We start from the raw sequence: 15,036 nt of genomic DNA on the forward strand, positions 1-15,036 counted from the left end.
CTACCGCACCTGTGGAGGACCAGTTGACCAGGGCTCGCCAGTAGTTTTGAGCTGAAACCGGGTAGCGGGCCCGGTACCGGCCGTCCCCTCTGGTTGATACCGGCGCGCAGCCGTAGCCTCTCCATGCATCGACAGGAGGCTGGGATGGATTGGATCTGGATTGTCGTGATGCCGGTGACGGGCGTGGTGCTCGGATTCGCCGCCGGATGGCTGACGAAACGCGGCCTGGCCCGCAGGGAGGAAGCCCGGGCGCTCAATGAACTGGTCACATATCTGCACCTGAAACGGATGCTTGCCCCGATGGATCCCCGTTCCGCGGAAACTGCGGCCCTGGAACCGAGGTTCCGCAGCTCGGTGCACGATATCCGGGAAAACCTGATGGAAACCCTCGCCCGGCTTCAGCCCGGTTCCACCGCAGGCGAGGTCCTGATGCGTATGTCCGCAGCCTGCAACCGCTACCTGCGCATCACTGCAGCGGAGCCACACCAGTACCAGTTTGAGCTGATGGAGCTGCGCCGGAACCTCGACGAGGACCTGCGGATACTGACCGACGGCCGCCGGGACATCCGTTATCTCAGCCCTGGCGAAGCTCCGGGCCGCCGGGACCGGCCGCACTCAGCGACGCCGGGGACAACGCCGACGCCGGGTACTTCCACGGAACCTGACCCGGGCCCTGACCCAGCACCCGGTTCCAGCCCCGCACTTGGCTCCGGCCCCACTCCGGCCGTCGGCACCGCACCCGATTCCGGTCCAGTACCCGGTTCCGGCCCAGCACCCGGTTCCAGCCACTCCCCTGCTGCCGGACCCGTCCTTGGCTCAGTCCCGGGCTACAGCGCCGGCACCTGAGCCGGCACGGTTGGCCGCATGCACCAGCAGCCCCGCCGCAAACTCCCCGGCGGTGAGTTCCGGCCGGGGAGCATCCGGGGACAGCGGGGCGGCGGCAATCTCCTGCAGCACGGGCAGCGCCGGGCAGGACAGGTCCGGGGCCCTGCCGGTAACCTCCTGGCCGGTGAGCCGGGCAACCGTGTCCCAGTCCAGCGGACCCGCCGCCACCGCTGCGGCAACCTCTTCCAGCCCGGGCAGCACCTGCTGCTTCCCGAGCCGGTCGCGGACAGTCCAGGCATCGCCGAAGGCCCGCACGGTCAGCCGCCGGCCGGCAATCTCCTGCAGCACCCCGGCCACGGAGGAGCGGATTCCGGCCAGCGCGGCATACGCCGACAGCCGTGGGATTACCGTCCCGCCGGGACATGCTCCGCACATGCTCTGCCTTCCTGTTGCTGGACCTGCTGATGGGGTTTCGGGACCTACGGCATCACGTCGCCGCTGTTCGGGCCCAGTGTCTGCCCGGTGTACAGGTTGCCGCCGGGCGAGGAGGCCAGCAGCAGCGCGGTGGGTGCCACTTCCTCCGCCGTGCCGAACCGGCCCACCGGCAGTTCGGCCTGCTTGGCGGCTTTCCAGTCCTCGGAGAGCCCGTCGATCAGCGGCGTGAAGATCGGGCCCGGCGCAATGGCGTTGACCAGGATCGAGTGCGGTGCCAGTTCCAGGGCCAGCGCCTTGGTCAGGCCGATGACGCCGGCCTTCGCGGAGACGTAGTGCGCCAGCCCGGTGCCGCCCTTGATGCCCAGCTGCGAGGAAATGTTGATGATCCGCCCGCCGCCGCGTTCCACCATGTGCGGCGCGGCCCACCGGGCGGCAAGGAACACGCCGCGCAGGTCCACGTCCAGGGTCCGGTCGAAGGTTTCCGGGCTCAGTTCCAGGAACGGGGTTTCGTCCAGGATGCCCGCACTGCTGACCAGGATGTCCAGTCCGCCCAGCACCCCGGCGGCGGCGTCCATGGCGGCACGGACATCCTCGCTGTCCGTTACATCCACGCGCCGGGCAGTGGCTTTCACGCCCAGGGCGGTGCACGCGGCGGCGACGGCGCCGGCCTGGGCCTCATCCAGGTCCAGCAGGGCCAGGTCCGCGCCTTCGGCAGCGAAAAGCCGGGCAATGGCGGCACCGATGCCGCTGCCGGCTCCGGTGATAACGGCGGTCTTGCCGCGAAGTGAGCTCATGGATACATCCTTTGCAAAAGTTGAGGCTCCGGCCGCGGAGCCGGGGGAAACTCCACGGCCGGAGGGTTGAGGGGGCCTCCCGGGGGAAGGCCTGGCGTGCGGCCTAGCTGGGCCAGCGGACGGTGAGTCCGCCGTCGACAATCAGCTGCTGGCCGGTGACATAGGCGGAGTCATCGCCGGTGAGGAAGCGGATCACGCGGGCGGCTTCATCCACGTTGCCTACCCGGCCCCACGGAATGATGCTGCCGGCCGCCTCCAGGCCGTCCTTGCCCAGCGAGTTCACGCCGTCCAGGGACTGCGGGCTTTCGATCAGCCCGGGGATGACGGCGTTTACCCGGATTTTCCGGGGCGCCAGTTCGACGGCGAGGGAACGGCACATGCCCAGCAGGCCGGCCTTCGCGGCGGCGTAGTGGCTGTGGTCCTCCCAGCCGTAAACCCCGCCGGCAATCGAGGAGGTAGCCACCATGGCACCGCCGTGCTCCATCCGGGCGGCGCAGGAGCGGAAGGTGCGCATCACGCCGGACAGGTCCACCGCCATCATGTCCTCCCACGCCTCGTCGGTCATGTCCGCCAACGAGGCGCGGCGCAGGATCCCGGCGGCGGCCACGGCAATGTCCAGCCGGCCGAAGGTATCCAGCGCGGCCTGCGCCAGGGCTTCGGTGTCCGCGTAGCTGCGCACATCCACCGGCACCGGAACGCACTTGGCTCCTGCGGCCTCCACCAGCGCCACCGTTTCGCCGACGTCGTGCGGATCGTTTTCCAGGTAGCCCACCACGGTGTTGGCTCCGGCCCGGGCGTAGGCCACGGCCAGGGCCTGGCCGATGCCGGAGGCACCGCCGGAGATTACTGCTGTTTTGCCTTCGAATCCGTCATCGCGGTTCATGCGGTTACCTTCTTTTCGGTCGCTTTGCCGGTGGCCTGGTCCACCTTGCGGGTGCCGATCATGCACAGTGCGGAGATGACCAGGCCGCCGGTGCCGGTAATGATGGCTGCGGTCTGCATGCCCAGTCCCATAAAGAGGAAGAGGCTGAGCAGGCCGGAGCCGGCGATGCCGCCCAGCGGCGCCATCACGTGGGCCACGTTGGTGCCCATGCCGCGGACGTGCGCGGGGTAGGACTCGCCCATGTAGTAGAGCAGGGCGGCGTAGGGGCCGGTGAGGAAGAACAGGGTCAGGGCGTACATGATGATGATGAAGACCTCGCTGCTGGGTCCCAGCAGCATGATCAGGCTGGCGGCGCCGCCGCCGAACCAGCCGAGGATAACGGTCTTCTGCCGGCCGATGCGGTCACCGAGCCAGCCGTGGAACACGTAGCCGGCAAAGCCCACGGCGTTGGCCAGGACCAGGATCAGCAGGGCGTTTTCGAAGGAGACGTCCTTGGCTTCCACCAGCACGGTGGTGCCCAGCACGGAGAAGACCTGGATAGCGGCCCAGTTGAACAGCCAGGCCAGGGAGAGCAGGGTGGTGTGGCGGCGCAACTCGGGGGTGAAGACGTCCTTGAAGCCGGTCTTGTGCTGGCTGCCCTCTTCCAGATCGTGCTCGGCGGCCAGCGCCCGTGCGCCTTCAACGTCCCCTGCGTCCTGGCGGCGGCGGACTTCCTTGATGGCGGCGAAGGTGGGTGATTCGGGCAGCCGGGAGGCCATCACGGCCACCAGCAGCGCCATAACGGCGGCCACCACAAAGCTCCAGCGCCAGCCGATAACCGGCAGCAGGGCTGCGGAGAGTCCGGCGGAGAGCAGTGCGCCCACCGGCCAGCCGCCCTGGACGATCGAGTACATCAGGCCGCGGTTCTTGACCTTCTTGTAGATCTCGTTGAGGTAGACGGCGTTCACCACTTCCTCGGACATGGAGAATCCGGAGAAGGAGCGGATGATGATCAGGCTGACGGCGCCGGCGGCCAGGCCGGTGAAGCCTGCCGCGGCGGCGCCGCCGAGCATCAGCACAATCAGCGCGTTCTTGCGGCCGAGCCGGTCAATGATGGTGCCCACCACGAGCGCCACAATAAAGATGCCCACGTGCGCAATGGTGTTCACTGCGGTGGATTCCGCGGCGGTCCAGCCGAAGTCCTCGGCGATGACCGGCAGCAGCGTGCCGAAGAGGGTGAAGTCGTAGACCGACACTACCCAGGCGATGAAGCAGACCAGCGAAACCTTGCGGACCACCTTGGGGGTGATCTCCACGTCCCAGGGGGCGACGTCGCCGGCTCGGCGGCCGGTTCCGGTGGGCGGGCGTTTATGGGGTGCAGCGCTCATTGAGGGGGGTCCTATCCTGTACCAGAGGGATCTTGAGTGGGGGTTAAGTGGTGCGGGGGTTGCGGGCGGCGAAGTCCCGGGCAATGGTTTCCATGTTCACGAACTCCACGCCGTCGTGGCCGGCAATGTGGTCGAAGAGCCGCTCGAGCATCAGCAGGTTCTGCGGCCGGCCGGAGACGTCCGGGTGGATGGTGATCGGGAAGACGGCGTAGTCCATTTCGCGGTAGACCCAGTCGAACTGGTCCTTCCACATCTGCTCGATGTCCCGCGGGGAAACGAAGCCGTGGCTGTTGGCGCTGCCCTTGATGAACATCATGGGAGGCAGGTCATCCAGGTACCAGTTGGCCGGGATTTCGATCAGGTCGGTCTCCTCGCCGCGGACCAGCGGCTTCATCCATTCCTTCGCGGACGCGGCGTCGTAGTTGATCTTGGTCCAGGAATCGCCCACGCGGACGTAGTACGGGGTGAAGTCGTTGTGCATGAGCGAGTGGTCGTAGAGGAAGCCGCGCTCGAGCAGGATCTCGTTGGTGACGTTGGAGAATTCCCACCAGGGGGCCACGTAGCCCACCGGCTTTTTGCCGGTGCGGGTGGTGAACAGCTCGATGCAGTGGTCCAGCACCTCGGTTTCCTGCTCGCGGGTCATGGCGATCGGGTTTTCGTGGCTGTAGCCGTGCACGCCCACCTCGTGGCCGGCGGCGACGGTGGCTTCGAACTGCTCCGGGAAGGTTTCAATGGAGTGGCCGGGCCAGAACCAGGTCACCGGCATCTGCCGGTCGGTGGCCAGCTTGAGCAGGCGGGGCACGCCCACCTCGCCGGCGAAGATGCCGCGGGAAATATCGCCGGGCGAATCCTCGCCGCCGTAGGAGCCGAGCCAGCCGCCCACGGCGTCGACGTCGATACCGACTGAAACTTGGATTTTCTTGCTCATGGTGTTCCTCCTGGGTTCGTGCGTGGTGGGGGTGGAAGTAGGGACGGGGTGGTCTAGGCGTAGGCGGAGAAGCGTTCGGGGAACGTCTCCGGCGACGGGTCCAGGGCCAGCAGCAGCGCGGCCAGGATGCGGGACTGGAACGGGTTCAGGGTGCGGGCCGTGACGGCTCCGGCGCGGACCAGGTCCTTGCCGCCGCCGTTGCCGTAGGTCGGGATCACCGGGCCCCACGGGGTGCGGCTGGCCAGGATCACGTGGACGCCTGCCCCGGTCAGGTCCGCCACGGCTTCGGCGAAGCCGGGTCCCGCGTTGCCGATGCCGGTCCCGGCCAGCACCACGGCCTGCGCGCCGTCGGCTGCCGCATGGCGCAGCAGGTTCGGGGTGGCCCCGGGGTAGGCGGTGATGATCTCCACCCGGGCGGCATCAAAGGCGGCGCCGGGCAGGGGCAGCGGCGGGCAGCGGTCCGGGCGGGCGGCGACGACGACGTCGTTCCCGGCCAGGTGCGCCACCTCCGTGCCGCCGGCAAAGGGGCTGGCCGCAGTGGTGTGTGCCTTGCGGGCGCCGCGGGCGGTGCGGACGGTTCCGGCGAAGCTGATCAGCACTCCGGTGCCGTGCAGCTGCTTCTCGGCAGCGGCCTCCACGGCTTCGGCGAGGTTCTGCGGGCCGTCCGGGGTGGCACTGTCGGCCGGCTGCTGGGCGCCGGTAAAGACCACGGGTTTGGAGCCGGCATGCACCAGGTCCAGCAGGAACGCCGTTTCCTCCATGGTGTCGGTGCCGTGGGTGACCACAACGCCGTCCACGTCCTCCTGCGCCACGGCGGCGGAGGCCGCTTCGGCAATGGTCCGCAGGTTGCCCAGGTCCAGCCGGTAGCTGCCCGTGGTGAGGATGTCCCGGGTGGTCACCGTGTGCCGGCCGGAAAGGGACGCGGCGAGTGACGCCGCGCCGTCGGCAGCCACGGCTCCCTCCGGACCCTGTCCGCGGGAGGCGATGGTGCCGCCTGTACCCAAAACCACAATTGAAGCCACTGCCCAGTTCCGTTCGTTGATTGCCTCTGGCCGGCCGAACGATTGCCGCATACGATTGCCGCAAACGTTTGTGTAACCGCTGGAAGAGATACTATGGGGCAGATCATGTGAAGCGCAACACATTCACACACTCGTTACATTTCCCCGACATACGAAACGAAACGGAAACATGCCATCCTCAGGACAGGTCACGCTGAAGCTGCTGGCCAAGGAGCTCGGCCTGAACGTCTCCACCGTCTCCCGCGTCCTGAATGATCCGGCCGGAACCGAGTCCAAGTGGGCTGCGCCGGCCACCACGGAGCGGATTTTCAGCCTTGCCCGGGAGCGCGGCTACAGCCGTAATCCGCATGCGGCCTCGCTGCGGACCTCCCGCTCGGACATTGTGGGCGTGATTGTTCCCCGACTGCAGGACTTTGTCCTGGCCACCATTTACGAGGGCGTTGACGAGGCCGCCGCCGAAAACGGGCTGTTCGCCGTGGTGGCCAACTCGCTGGATGATCCCGGCAAGCAGCGGGCCAAGGCCGAGATGCTGCTGGGGCGGCGTTCCGACGGGCTGATTTTCGGCGACGCCCATCTGCATGAGCCGTATCTTCAGGAGCTGGCCGGCCGCGGGGTGCCGCTGGTGCTGGTCAGCCGGTCCTCCGCCGGGCATGTCAGCGTGACCTGCGACGATTACGCCGGCGGACGGCTGATGGCCGAACATTTCCTGGCCTCGGGCCGCCGGTCCTTTGCCCTGGTGGCCGGTTCCGCGAATACCTCCACCTCGCAGGGGCGTACCGGCGGTTTCCTGGACGTGCTGTCCGAGGCCGGCATGGAGGTTCCGGAAGAGTGGATCATCCACAACGGTTTTGACGCGGCCGCCGGCCAGGACGCCGCCCGGCGGATCCTTGCCTCCGGCCGGGTGCCCGAGGCCGTGTTTGCCGTGAATGACTTTGCCGCCATCGGCGCCATGGGTGTATTCCGCGAGCGCGGGCTCAGCGTTCCCGGGGACGTGGCCGTGGGCGGGTTTAATGACACCCCGCTGGCCGGCGGGATCAACCTGACCACCATCCGCTCCCCCATGCATGAAATGGGCCGGCGCGGACTGCTGGCACTGCAGTCGCTGATGGGCGGCGGGACCGCGGAGAGCCTGCGGCTGGCCCCGGAACTGGTGGTCCGGGCCAGCGGATAAGCCGGTTAGGTGAGCTCCGGCCCGCCCACCCGGGCAAGCTCGGCGAGCACGCTGATGGCTTCGTCGGCGTCCTCGTCCGCCTCCGGGTCAATCACCACGCCGGGGGCGTCCTCCGCACCGAACTGCGGGTACTTCTCCAGCAGGAAGCGGCGGCGGTAAGCGGCGTCGGCCGCGTCCACCACGGATTCCAGGGTGGCCCAGTTGAAGCCGCCGCCCACCAGGATGCCGGCCGCCGGCACCACCTTGCCCCGGGACTGCCTGCTGATCCGCATCGCGAAGGCCTTCGTGAACTCCGCGGAGACCCGGTCAACCACCGGCGCCTGCAGGTCCGCCCACGCCGTGCGGCGGACCAGTGCCTGGGTCAGCCGGGACACGTCAGCCACCGCGGCGGTTTTCGCGCTGGCGGAGAGGGCCGTGCCGGCGTTCACCACTGCCAGGATGAACAGCTTTTCGGCCGGCTCCTCGGGGTCATAGCCGTAGAACAGCCCCACATGCCCCGCCGAACGCTGCGCAAGTTTCAGGAGCACTGCCGCGTCGCCTTCGGCGCCGGGAACATTTCCCCCGGCAGGTACCGCAGCGGTACCGGTGGCGGCGGCGAACAGTGCCCCGCCGGACATCACCAGTCCGGCGCCCATCCCCGACACTGCGGCGGCAATCGGGTAGTACAGGTTCACTCCCCGTCCGCGCACGGCGTCGATCTGCGCCAGGTCCAGCCGGCGCAGGTCCGCCAGGGAGGACACTTCGTGGCCGCGTTTGCGGTGGGCCTCGAGCACCCAGCGCGGATTCAGTTCCGCCCGCCCGGCACGAGCCAGCACCCGGTTCACGGAGTCGACGGCGCTTCCGCCCCAGCCGGCCACGGCCTCGGGCACGGACCCGGCGGTTCTGCGTGCTCCGGCGCGCAGGGCCTCGGCACCCCGGCCGAAGAGTTCCTGTCCACGGGAGACGGCCGCCTTGGCACCGGGGCGGTCCCCGAGGTATTTGGCGGCGCGCCGGCCCAGCCCTTCCGCGCCGTCGGCCACCTGCCCGCTGGCCTGTTTCATCACCCGCGAGACCGGACGGGACCGGACCCGCTGAAGCCGGCGCCAGGCGTGGATCTCGTAATTCGAGGGTTTTGTCATGAGGGGAACTATAGGGCCCCGCGCGGGCGCACCCTACCCCACCCGGGCGGCCAGCATGCCGTCCACGCTCTCCGGTGAGAGGGCGTGGTGGATGGCCAGCATGCTCGCTCCGAGCATGCCGGCATCCGGCCCGGAGGCGGACTGGACTATCTGCAGGTGCTGGGTGGCCAGCGGCATGCTGCGTGAGTACACCGCTTCCCGGACCCCGGCAATAAAGTGCTCGCCGGTCAGGGCCATGGACCCGCCGATCACAATGACGGCGGGGTTCATCATGCTCAGGCAGGCCGAGAGCACCTCGCCCACGTCCCGGCCGGCCTGGCGGACCGCGCGCACCGCGTCCTGGTCGCCCCGGTTTACCAGGTCCACGACGTCGCGGCTGTCCTCGGCGTCGTGTCCGGCGGCCTGCAGTTTCAGGGCCACCGCGGGTCCGGAGGCCAGTGCCTCCAGGCAGCCGACGTTGCCGCACCGGCACAGCAGTTCCTCGCCGCTGGCCACCCGGATGTGCCCGATGTCCCCGGCCACGCCGTCGGCGCCGCGCAGCAGCTCACCGTTGCAGATGATCCCGGCGCCGATGCCGGTGGCCACCTTCACGAAGATCAGGTTTTCGACGTCGGGCCAGGCGGTTTCCCGCTCCCCCACCGACATCACGTTCACATCGTTGTCCACCAGCACCGGCACGCCGAAGTGCCCGTGCAGGTAGCCGGGCACGTCGAAACCGTGCCAGCCGGGCATGATGGGCGGGTTGATCGGGCGTCCGGTGCTGTGTTCCACCGGTCCGGGCAGGCCCACGCCCACCGCCAGCAGGTCAGCGGCGGACCGGCCGGCCTCCGCCAGCACGGTGGTGGCCAGTTCCACCACGGCATCCAGGACGGTCCGGGGGCCGGCGCTGACCAGCAGTCCGTCCCGGAAGGCGTCCGCCAGCGCGGTGCCGGAGAGATCGGTCAGTCCCACGTGCAGATGCGAGGCGCCGATGTCCACGCCCAGGACCAGCCGGGTGTCGGTCTGCAGCGCCACCTGCGCCGAGGGCCGGCCGCCGGTGGAAATGGCGTCCTCCACCGGGGCCACCAGGCCCAGGTCCATCAGCGCATCCAGCCGCAGGGCCACGGTGGAACGGGCCACTCCCACCAGGTCCGCCAGCTCGGTCCGGGTGCGGGGCTGCCCGTCGCGCAGCAGCTGGAAGAGTTCGCTGGCGCCGGCCGGAGCCGACGCGGTTTTCCTTATATCGACCACTGGCCAATTGAAGCATAGTGACCGGCGTTACCCGGCAGCGTCCGTAACCCGGCAGCCGGGGCGCAGCTCCCCGCAGTTCCCGCCGGGCGCTCCCCCGTGTTCCCGGCCCGGCGGTTCATAGGGCGCCCTTGCGCCGGGTGCCGCGCACCGCGAAGCGCTGCTGCAGCAGGACGGCGGCCACGATGATGGCGCCCTTGGCCACCTGCTGTACCGAGGTGTCCAGGTTGTTCTGTGTGAACACGTTGATGAGGATGCTGAACAGCAGCACACCGAGGACGGTGCCCACAATGGTGCCGCGTCCGCCGATCAGCAGCGTGCCACCCACCACGACGGCGGCAATCGCGTCCAGCTCGAACAGCAGGCCGTGGGTGGAGGTGCCTGCGGTGGTGCGGCCCATCATCATCACCCCGGCAATACCCACGGTGGTGCCGGAGAGTACGTACAGCCAGACGATGTGCCGTTTGACCTTGATGCCGGCCAGCCGGGCTGCCTCCAGGTTGCCGCCGATGGCCACGGTGCGGCGGCCGAAGGTGGTGCGGTTGAGCAGGAACCAGCCGGCGGCAGCCACCAGCGCGAAGATCCAGATCAGCAGGGGCACGCCCAGGAAGTTTGAGCGCATTACGGACAGGAAGTCCGGTTCGATGACAATCTGCGTCCGCCGCCCGGAGATCAGTTCCGCGGCGCCGCGGGCGGCCACCAGCATGGCCAGGGTGGCCATAAACGCCACCACGTTGCCGTAGGCGATGATCACCCCGTTGATCAGCCCGGCAAACATTCCGACGGCGAGCGCCACCGCCACCATCAGCAGCCAGCTGGTCTCCCCGGCGGTGCGCTGCACCGCGGTCAGCGACGCCACCACGGTGGTCAGGCCCATCACCGAGCCCACGGAGAGGTCGATGCCGCCGGCGGTGATCACAAACGTCATGCCGATGCAGATCACCCCGGTGATCGAGGCGTAGCGAAGGATTGTCAGCATGTTTTCCAGGTTCAGGAACCGGTCCCCGCTGGTTGCCGCGCCCACTACGCACAGCAGCACCACGGCCAGCGCCAGGCCCAGGTTGCGCCCGGCGGAGCCGCCGAGCCAGGTACGCATCGGGTTCTGCCGGATGGCCGGGGCGGTGGCGCCGTCGGCCGGGGGCGGCTGGACCGCCGCCGTTTTGGACTCACTCACTGCGCGTTTCCTTTCAGCACGAGGTCAAGCACGGCGTGCTCGTCCAGATCAGTGGCATTGCCGGTGGCGAGCACCCGGCCGGCGTCAAGCACAAGCACCCGGTCCGCCAGCCCGAGCACCTCCTCCAGTTCGCTGGAGACCACCACCACGGCCACGCCGTCGGCGGCCAGGTTGCGGATCAGTGCGTAAATCTCTGTTTTGGCGCCGACGTCGACGCCGCGGGTGGGTTCATCGAGCAGCAGGACCTTAGTGCCGTGCAGCAGCCAGCGGGCCAGGAGGACCTTTTGCTGGTTGCCGCCGGAGAGGGTGCGGGCGGGCCGGTCCGGGTCCGCCGGATGCAGCTGCACTGCGGCCGCCTGGGTGCGGGTGGCTTCCTTCTCCCGCCGCTCGTTCAGCAGCCCGCGCCGGGCGAACCGGGCGAAGGTGGAGAGCGTGGCGTTGCGGTAGATGGGCTCCTCCAGCAGTAGGCCCTGGCTTTTGCGTTCCTCCGGGGACAGGCCGAGGCCCACGCCGATCGCCGCCGGCACGGAGCCGGGCTGCAGGGTGGTGCCGTTGACGCGCACCGTTCCCGCAGTGGCACGGCGGGCACCGTAGATGGTTTCCAGGATTTCCGAGCGGCCCGAGCCCACCAGTCCGGCCAGGCCGAACACCTCGCCGGCGCGGACGGTGAAGCTCACCCCGGTGAAGGAGCCGGCCAGGCCCAGGTCCTCGACCTCGAGCACCACGGGCGCCGCACCGGGCACGGGGATCCGCGGCGGAAAGGCGTGGGCAACGTCGCGCCCGGTCATCAGCCGAACCAGGTCCGCCCGGGATGTGCCCTCCACCGGCAGCGAGGAGGCGGTACTGGAGCCGTCCTTGATCACCGAGATCCGGTCGCCGATCTGCCGGATCTCCTCCAGCCGGTGCGAGATGTAGACAATGGCGATGCCCTGGCCGGTGAGTTCGCGGATCACCCGGAACAGGTTGGCCACCTCCCCCACATCCAGGATGGCGCTGGGCTCGTCCATGATGATCAGCCGGGCGTTGCGGGAGAGGGCCCGGGCCATGCTCACCATCTGTTTGCCGGCCGCGGACAGGCTGCCCACTTCGGCGGACGGTGAAATGTCGGTGTGCCCGAGCCGGGCGAGCAGTTCCCGGGCCCGGCGGCGGGCGTCCCGGACGCGCAGTACGCCGGCCCGGGAGTCCTCGTGGCCGAGGAAGATGTTCTCCGCGACGCTCAGCCCGTCCACCACGTCCAGTTCCTGGTACATGGTGGCAATGCCCAGCTCCAGCGCCGCCGTCGGGCCGGAGAGCGTCACCGGTTCCCCGTTCCAGCGGATCTCGCCGGAATCCGGCTGGTGCACACCGGAGAGGGCCTTGATCAGGGTGGACTTGCCGGCACCGTTCTGGCCGAGCACGCAGTGCACCTCACCGGGAAGTACCTGCAGATTCACTCCTTTGAGCGCGCGGACTCCGGCGAAACTCTTGCTGAGATTGTGAACCTCGAGCAGCGCAACTGCGGGCTCGGAGGAGACGTGGGATGCGGCCATGTGACGGAGCTTACACACTTATGTCGATTGCCAGTAGTATCTTGGCGCTTTATCGCCGGACTTCTGTTACTGTGACGCATGTCACCCCAGTAGTGCTCTATCGACAGAGGAGAACACCATGCATGGACGCATGACGGGCAGGAGGCAGTTCGCGGCCACCGCGGCGTGTATTGCCGCCGGCGCGCTGGTCCTCACCGGATGTACCAGCGGCGATGAAAGCAACAGCGAACCAACCAACAACTCGGCCGAGGGCAACCAGGCTGAGGGCGAAACCGCCGTCATCGGGTTCTCCGGCCCCGCGGCAGACCACGGCTGGCTGGGCGCCATCAACTCGGCGGCCCTGGCAGAAGCGGAGAAATACCCGGACATTGACCTGCGCGTGGCGGAGGGCACCAATGACGCCAACCTCCAGATCAGCCAGGTGGAACAGTTCATCAATGACCAGGTGGACGCGATTGTCCTCCTGCCAACGGACGGAGCCGCCCTGACCGACGTCGCCACGCGGGCCATGGAGGCAGGGATTCCGGTGATCAACGTGGACCGGGAGTTCTCCAGCCCGTTTGCCGCCCGCGCCACCGTGCTGGGTGATAACTACGGCATGGGCGTCAGCGCCGGCACCTATATCTGTGAACAGGTGGGCGATAACCCCGACGCCGTTGTGGCGGAGATTGCCGGCATCGACTCGCTGCCGCTCACCCAGGACCGCAGCCAGGGCTTCGAGGACGCCCTGGCCGGCTGCGGGCTGGAGGTCAGCAACCGGGTGGCCGCGGACTTCACCGTCCAGGGCGGCGAGGCCGCAGCATCCCAGCTGCTCTCCGCCGCACCCGAAATCGATGCCTTGTGGAACCACGACGACGATCAGGGCATCGGCGTCCTGGCCGCCATCGACGCCGCCGGACGCGACGAGTTCATCATGGTGGGCGGCGCAGGCTCGGCCAACGCGATGCGCGAGATCCAGTCCGGCGACGGCGTTATGCAGGCCACCATCATCTATCCGCACACCCAGGCAGCGGACGGCATCCGGCTGGCCCGGCTGCTGGTGCAGGACAAGGCGATGAGCGATCTGGTGGAAATCGAAGTACCCAACCGGGTGGTCCTCAACGCCCCGGTGGTGACCTCGGAGAACGTGGAGCAGTACCTGCCCACCGCGTTCGAATCCTGACCGTTCGAATCGTGAGACTGCCTGATCCCGGCCAGACCCGGAGAGCCCGACGGCGGGACGCCCCGACACACGCGTCCCGCCGTCGGCCGCAGTACCCAGCACTGCCCGCACTACCCAGCCGCACCCGTACGGCCCGGAAAGAGGAAATCCATGCAGGAGAACAAGCCCCTGAAAGTGGCCATGATCGGGCACGGTTTTATGGGTGCCGCCCATTCACAGGCCTGGCGGGTGGCACCGCGGTTCTTTGACCTGCCGCTGCAGCCGGAGCCTGCCCTGCTGGTGGGCCGGGATGCCGGCCGCACCGCCGCTGCCGCCGCGAAATGGGGCTGGGCGGAAACCGCCACCGACTGGCGCGAGGCAGTGGCGCGGGAGGACATCGACGTGATCGATATTGTCACCCCCGGCGCCTCGCACGCGGAGATCGCCATTGCGGCGCTGCAGGCAGGCAAGCACGTGCTGTGCGAAAAACCGCTGGCCAACACGGCCGATGAGGCACGCGCCATGGCCGAGGCAGCTGGGGTTGCCCGGACCTCCTCCGGTGCACGGGCGATGGTCGGATTCACCTACCGCCGGCTGCCCGCCACCACCCATGCCCGGAACCTCGTGGCCGCCGGGGCCGTTGGCGACGTACGCCAGGTGCGGGCGGCCTACCTGCAGGACTGGCTGGTGGACGAGGACGCGCCGCTGACCTGGCGGCTCCAGCAGGAGCAGGCGGGCTCCGGCGTGCTCGGAGACCTGGCCGCCCACGCCGTGGACCTGGCCCAGTACATCACCGGGCTCCGGCTGTCCGAGGTCAGCGGCACCCTGGACACCCTGGTGCCCACCCGCCCGCTCGCTGCGGACTCCCCCGCTGTGGACTCCTCTGCAACAGACGACGCCGGCGGGAAGGCACGCGGCGGCGGGCTGGGCGGGACGGCCGGTGGCAGTGGAGAACGCGGTCCGGTGACCGTCGATGACGTCGCCCTGTTCACCGGACGCTTCGACACGGGGGTGCTGGGCAGCTTTGAAGCCAGCCGGATGGCCACCGGGCGCAAGAACGCACTGCGCGTGGAAATCTCCGGCACGCGCGGGGCGCTCAGCTTCGACCTCGAGGACCTGAACTTCCTGGACTTCTACGACTACACCGCTCCGGCTGACCGGCAGGGCTTCACCCGGATCATGGTCACCGAACCCACCCATCCCTACATGGAGGCCTGGTGGCCCGCCGGACATTCGCTGGGCTACGAACACGGTTTTGTGCACCAGGCGAAGGACTTTGTTGAGGCCGTTGCCGCCGGAACCGACCCGTCGCCGTCGTTCGCTGACGGCCTGCAGATCCAGGAAGTGCTGGACGCCGTATCCCGCAGTGCGGGCAAGTCCAGTGTCTGGACCCCCGTCGCCTGACCCAGTTAGTCACCGTCG

At 68.7% G+C, this 15,036-nt stretch carries 14 protein-coding genes; 4 read left to right on the plus strand and 10 right to left on the minus strand.

Features of this window, described 5'->3' with window-relative positions; translation table 11 throughout:
- Positions 1-144 precede the first annotated feature (144 nt).
- Positions 145-846 carry a hypothetical protein gene (locus QWJ37_RS13520; protein ID WP_290245560.1) on the plus strand — a complete coding sequence of 234 codons (702 nt, stop codon included), beginning with the start codon at positions 145-147 and terminating at the stop codon, positions 844-846.
- Here the strand turns inward: QWJ37_RS13520 and QWJ37_RS13525 are convergent.
- From QWJ37_RS13525 to QWJ37_RS13550, 6 genes are all read right to left on the minus strand, one after another.
- Positions 817-1,260, minus strand: coding sequence for a hypothetical protein (locus QWJ37_RS13525; protein ID WP_290245561.1), 444 nt, complete (start codon positions 1,258-1,260; stop codon positions 817-819). The genes QWJ37_RS13520 and QWJ37_RS13525 overlap by 30 nt on opposite strands.
- Before the next feature lie 44 nt (positions 1,261-1,304).
- The gene (locus QWJ37_RS13530; RefSeq protein ID WP_290245562.1) at positions 1,305-2,054 is read right to left on the minus strand and encodes an SDR family NAD(P)-dependent oxidoreductase; all 750 of its coding nucleotides are present in this window, start codon (positions 2,052-2,054) and stop codon (positions 1,305-1,307) included.
- 103 nt (positions 2,055-2,157) lie between these two features.
- Entirely contained in the window at positions 2,158-2,937 is a 780-nt protein-coding gene (locus QWJ37_RS13535) for an SDR family oxidoreductase (RefSeq protein WP_227905358.1), read from the minus strand.
- Positions 2,934-4,304: an MFS transporter gene (locus QWJ37_RS13540; RefSeq protein ID WP_227929089.1), complete on the minus strand. Its 1,371-nt coding sequence runs from the start codon at positions 4,302-4,304 to the stop codon at positions 2,934-2,936. The genes QWJ37_RS13535 and QWJ37_RS13540 overlap by 4 nt, the downstream gene beginning before the upstream one ends.
- 43 nt (positions 4,305-4,347) lie before the next feature.
- Positions 4,348-5,232: a polysaccharide deacetylase gene (locus tag QWJ37_RS13545; protein WP_227905360.1), complete on the minus strand. Its 885-nt coding sequence runs from the start codon at positions 5,230-5,232 to the stop codon at positions 4,348-4,350.
- Between the two features lie 53 nt (positions 5,233-5,285).
- Positions 5,286-6,242 (minus strand): asparaginase, encoded by a 957-nt coding sequence (locus QWJ37_RS13550; RefSeq protein ID WP_290245563.1) that lies wholly within the window; start codon positions 6,240-6,242, stop codon positions 5,286-5,288.
- Between the two features lie 181 nt (positions 6,243-6,423).
- Here QWJ37_RS13550 and QWJ37_RS13555 point away from each other — a divergent pair, with 181 nt between their 5' ends.
- A complete protein-coding gene (locus QWJ37_RS13555; RefSeq protein ID WP_227905362.1) occupies positions 6,424-7,425 on the plus strand; it encodes a substrate-binding domain-containing protein in 1,002 nt (333 codons plus the stop codon).
- 5 nt (positions 7,426-7,430) lie between these two features.
- Here the strand turns inward: QWJ37_RS13555 and QWJ37_RS13560 are convergent, their stop codons facing one another.
- The 4 genes from QWJ37_RS13560 to QWJ37_RS13575 form a co-directional block, all read right to left on the minus strand.
- Positions 7,431-8,543: an EcsC family protein gene (locus tag QWJ37_RS13560; protein ID WP_290245564.1), complete on the minus strand. Its 1,113-nt coding sequence runs from the start codon at positions 8,541-8,543 to the stop codon at positions 7,431-7,433.
- A 33-nt stretch (positions 8,544-8,576) separates the two neighbouring features.
- Positions 8,577-9,773, minus strand: coding sequence for an ROK family transcriptional regulator (locus QWJ37_RS13565; protein ID WP_290245565.1), 1,197 nt, complete (start codon positions 9,771-9,773; stop codon positions 8,577-8,579).
- 115 nt (positions 9,774-9,888) lie between these two features.
- Positions 9,889-10,866, minus strand: a complete 978-nt coding sequence (locus tag QWJ37_RS13570) for an ABC transporter permease (RefSeq protein ID WP_227905624.1) — start codon at positions 10,864-10,866, stop codon at positions 9,889-9,891.
- A 74-nt stretch (positions 10,867-10,940) separates the two neighbouring features.
- A complete protein-coding gene (locus QWJ37_RS13575) occupies positions 10,941-12,473 on the minus strand; it encodes a sugar ABC transporter ATP-binding protein (protein ID WP_290245566.1) in 1,533 nt (510 codons plus the stop codon).
- 130 nt (positions 12,474-12,603) lie between these two features.
- Here QWJ37_RS13575 and QWJ37_RS13580 point away from each other — a divergent pair, with 130 nt between their 5' ends.
- Positions 12,604-13,635 (plus strand): substrate-binding domain-containing protein, encoded by a 1,032-nt coding sequence (locus QWJ37_RS13580; RefSeq protein ID WP_227905626.1) that lies wholly within the window; start codon positions 12,604-12,606, stop codon positions 13,633-13,635.
- Between the two features lie 180 nt (positions 13,636-13,815).
- A complete protein-coding gene (locus tag QWJ37_RS13585; RefSeq protein ID WP_290245751.1) occupies positions 13,816-15,018 on the plus strand; it encodes a Gfo/Idh/MocA family oxidoreductase in 1,203 nt (400 codons plus the stop codon).
- Positions 15,019-15,036 lie beyond the last annotated feature (18 nt).

This window comes from Arthrobacter sp. YD2 (genome assembly GCF_030410475.1).
Classification (GTDB): Bacteria; Actinomycetota; Actinomycetes; order Actinomycetales; family Micrococcaceae; genus Arthrobacter_B; species Arthrobacter_B zhangbolii.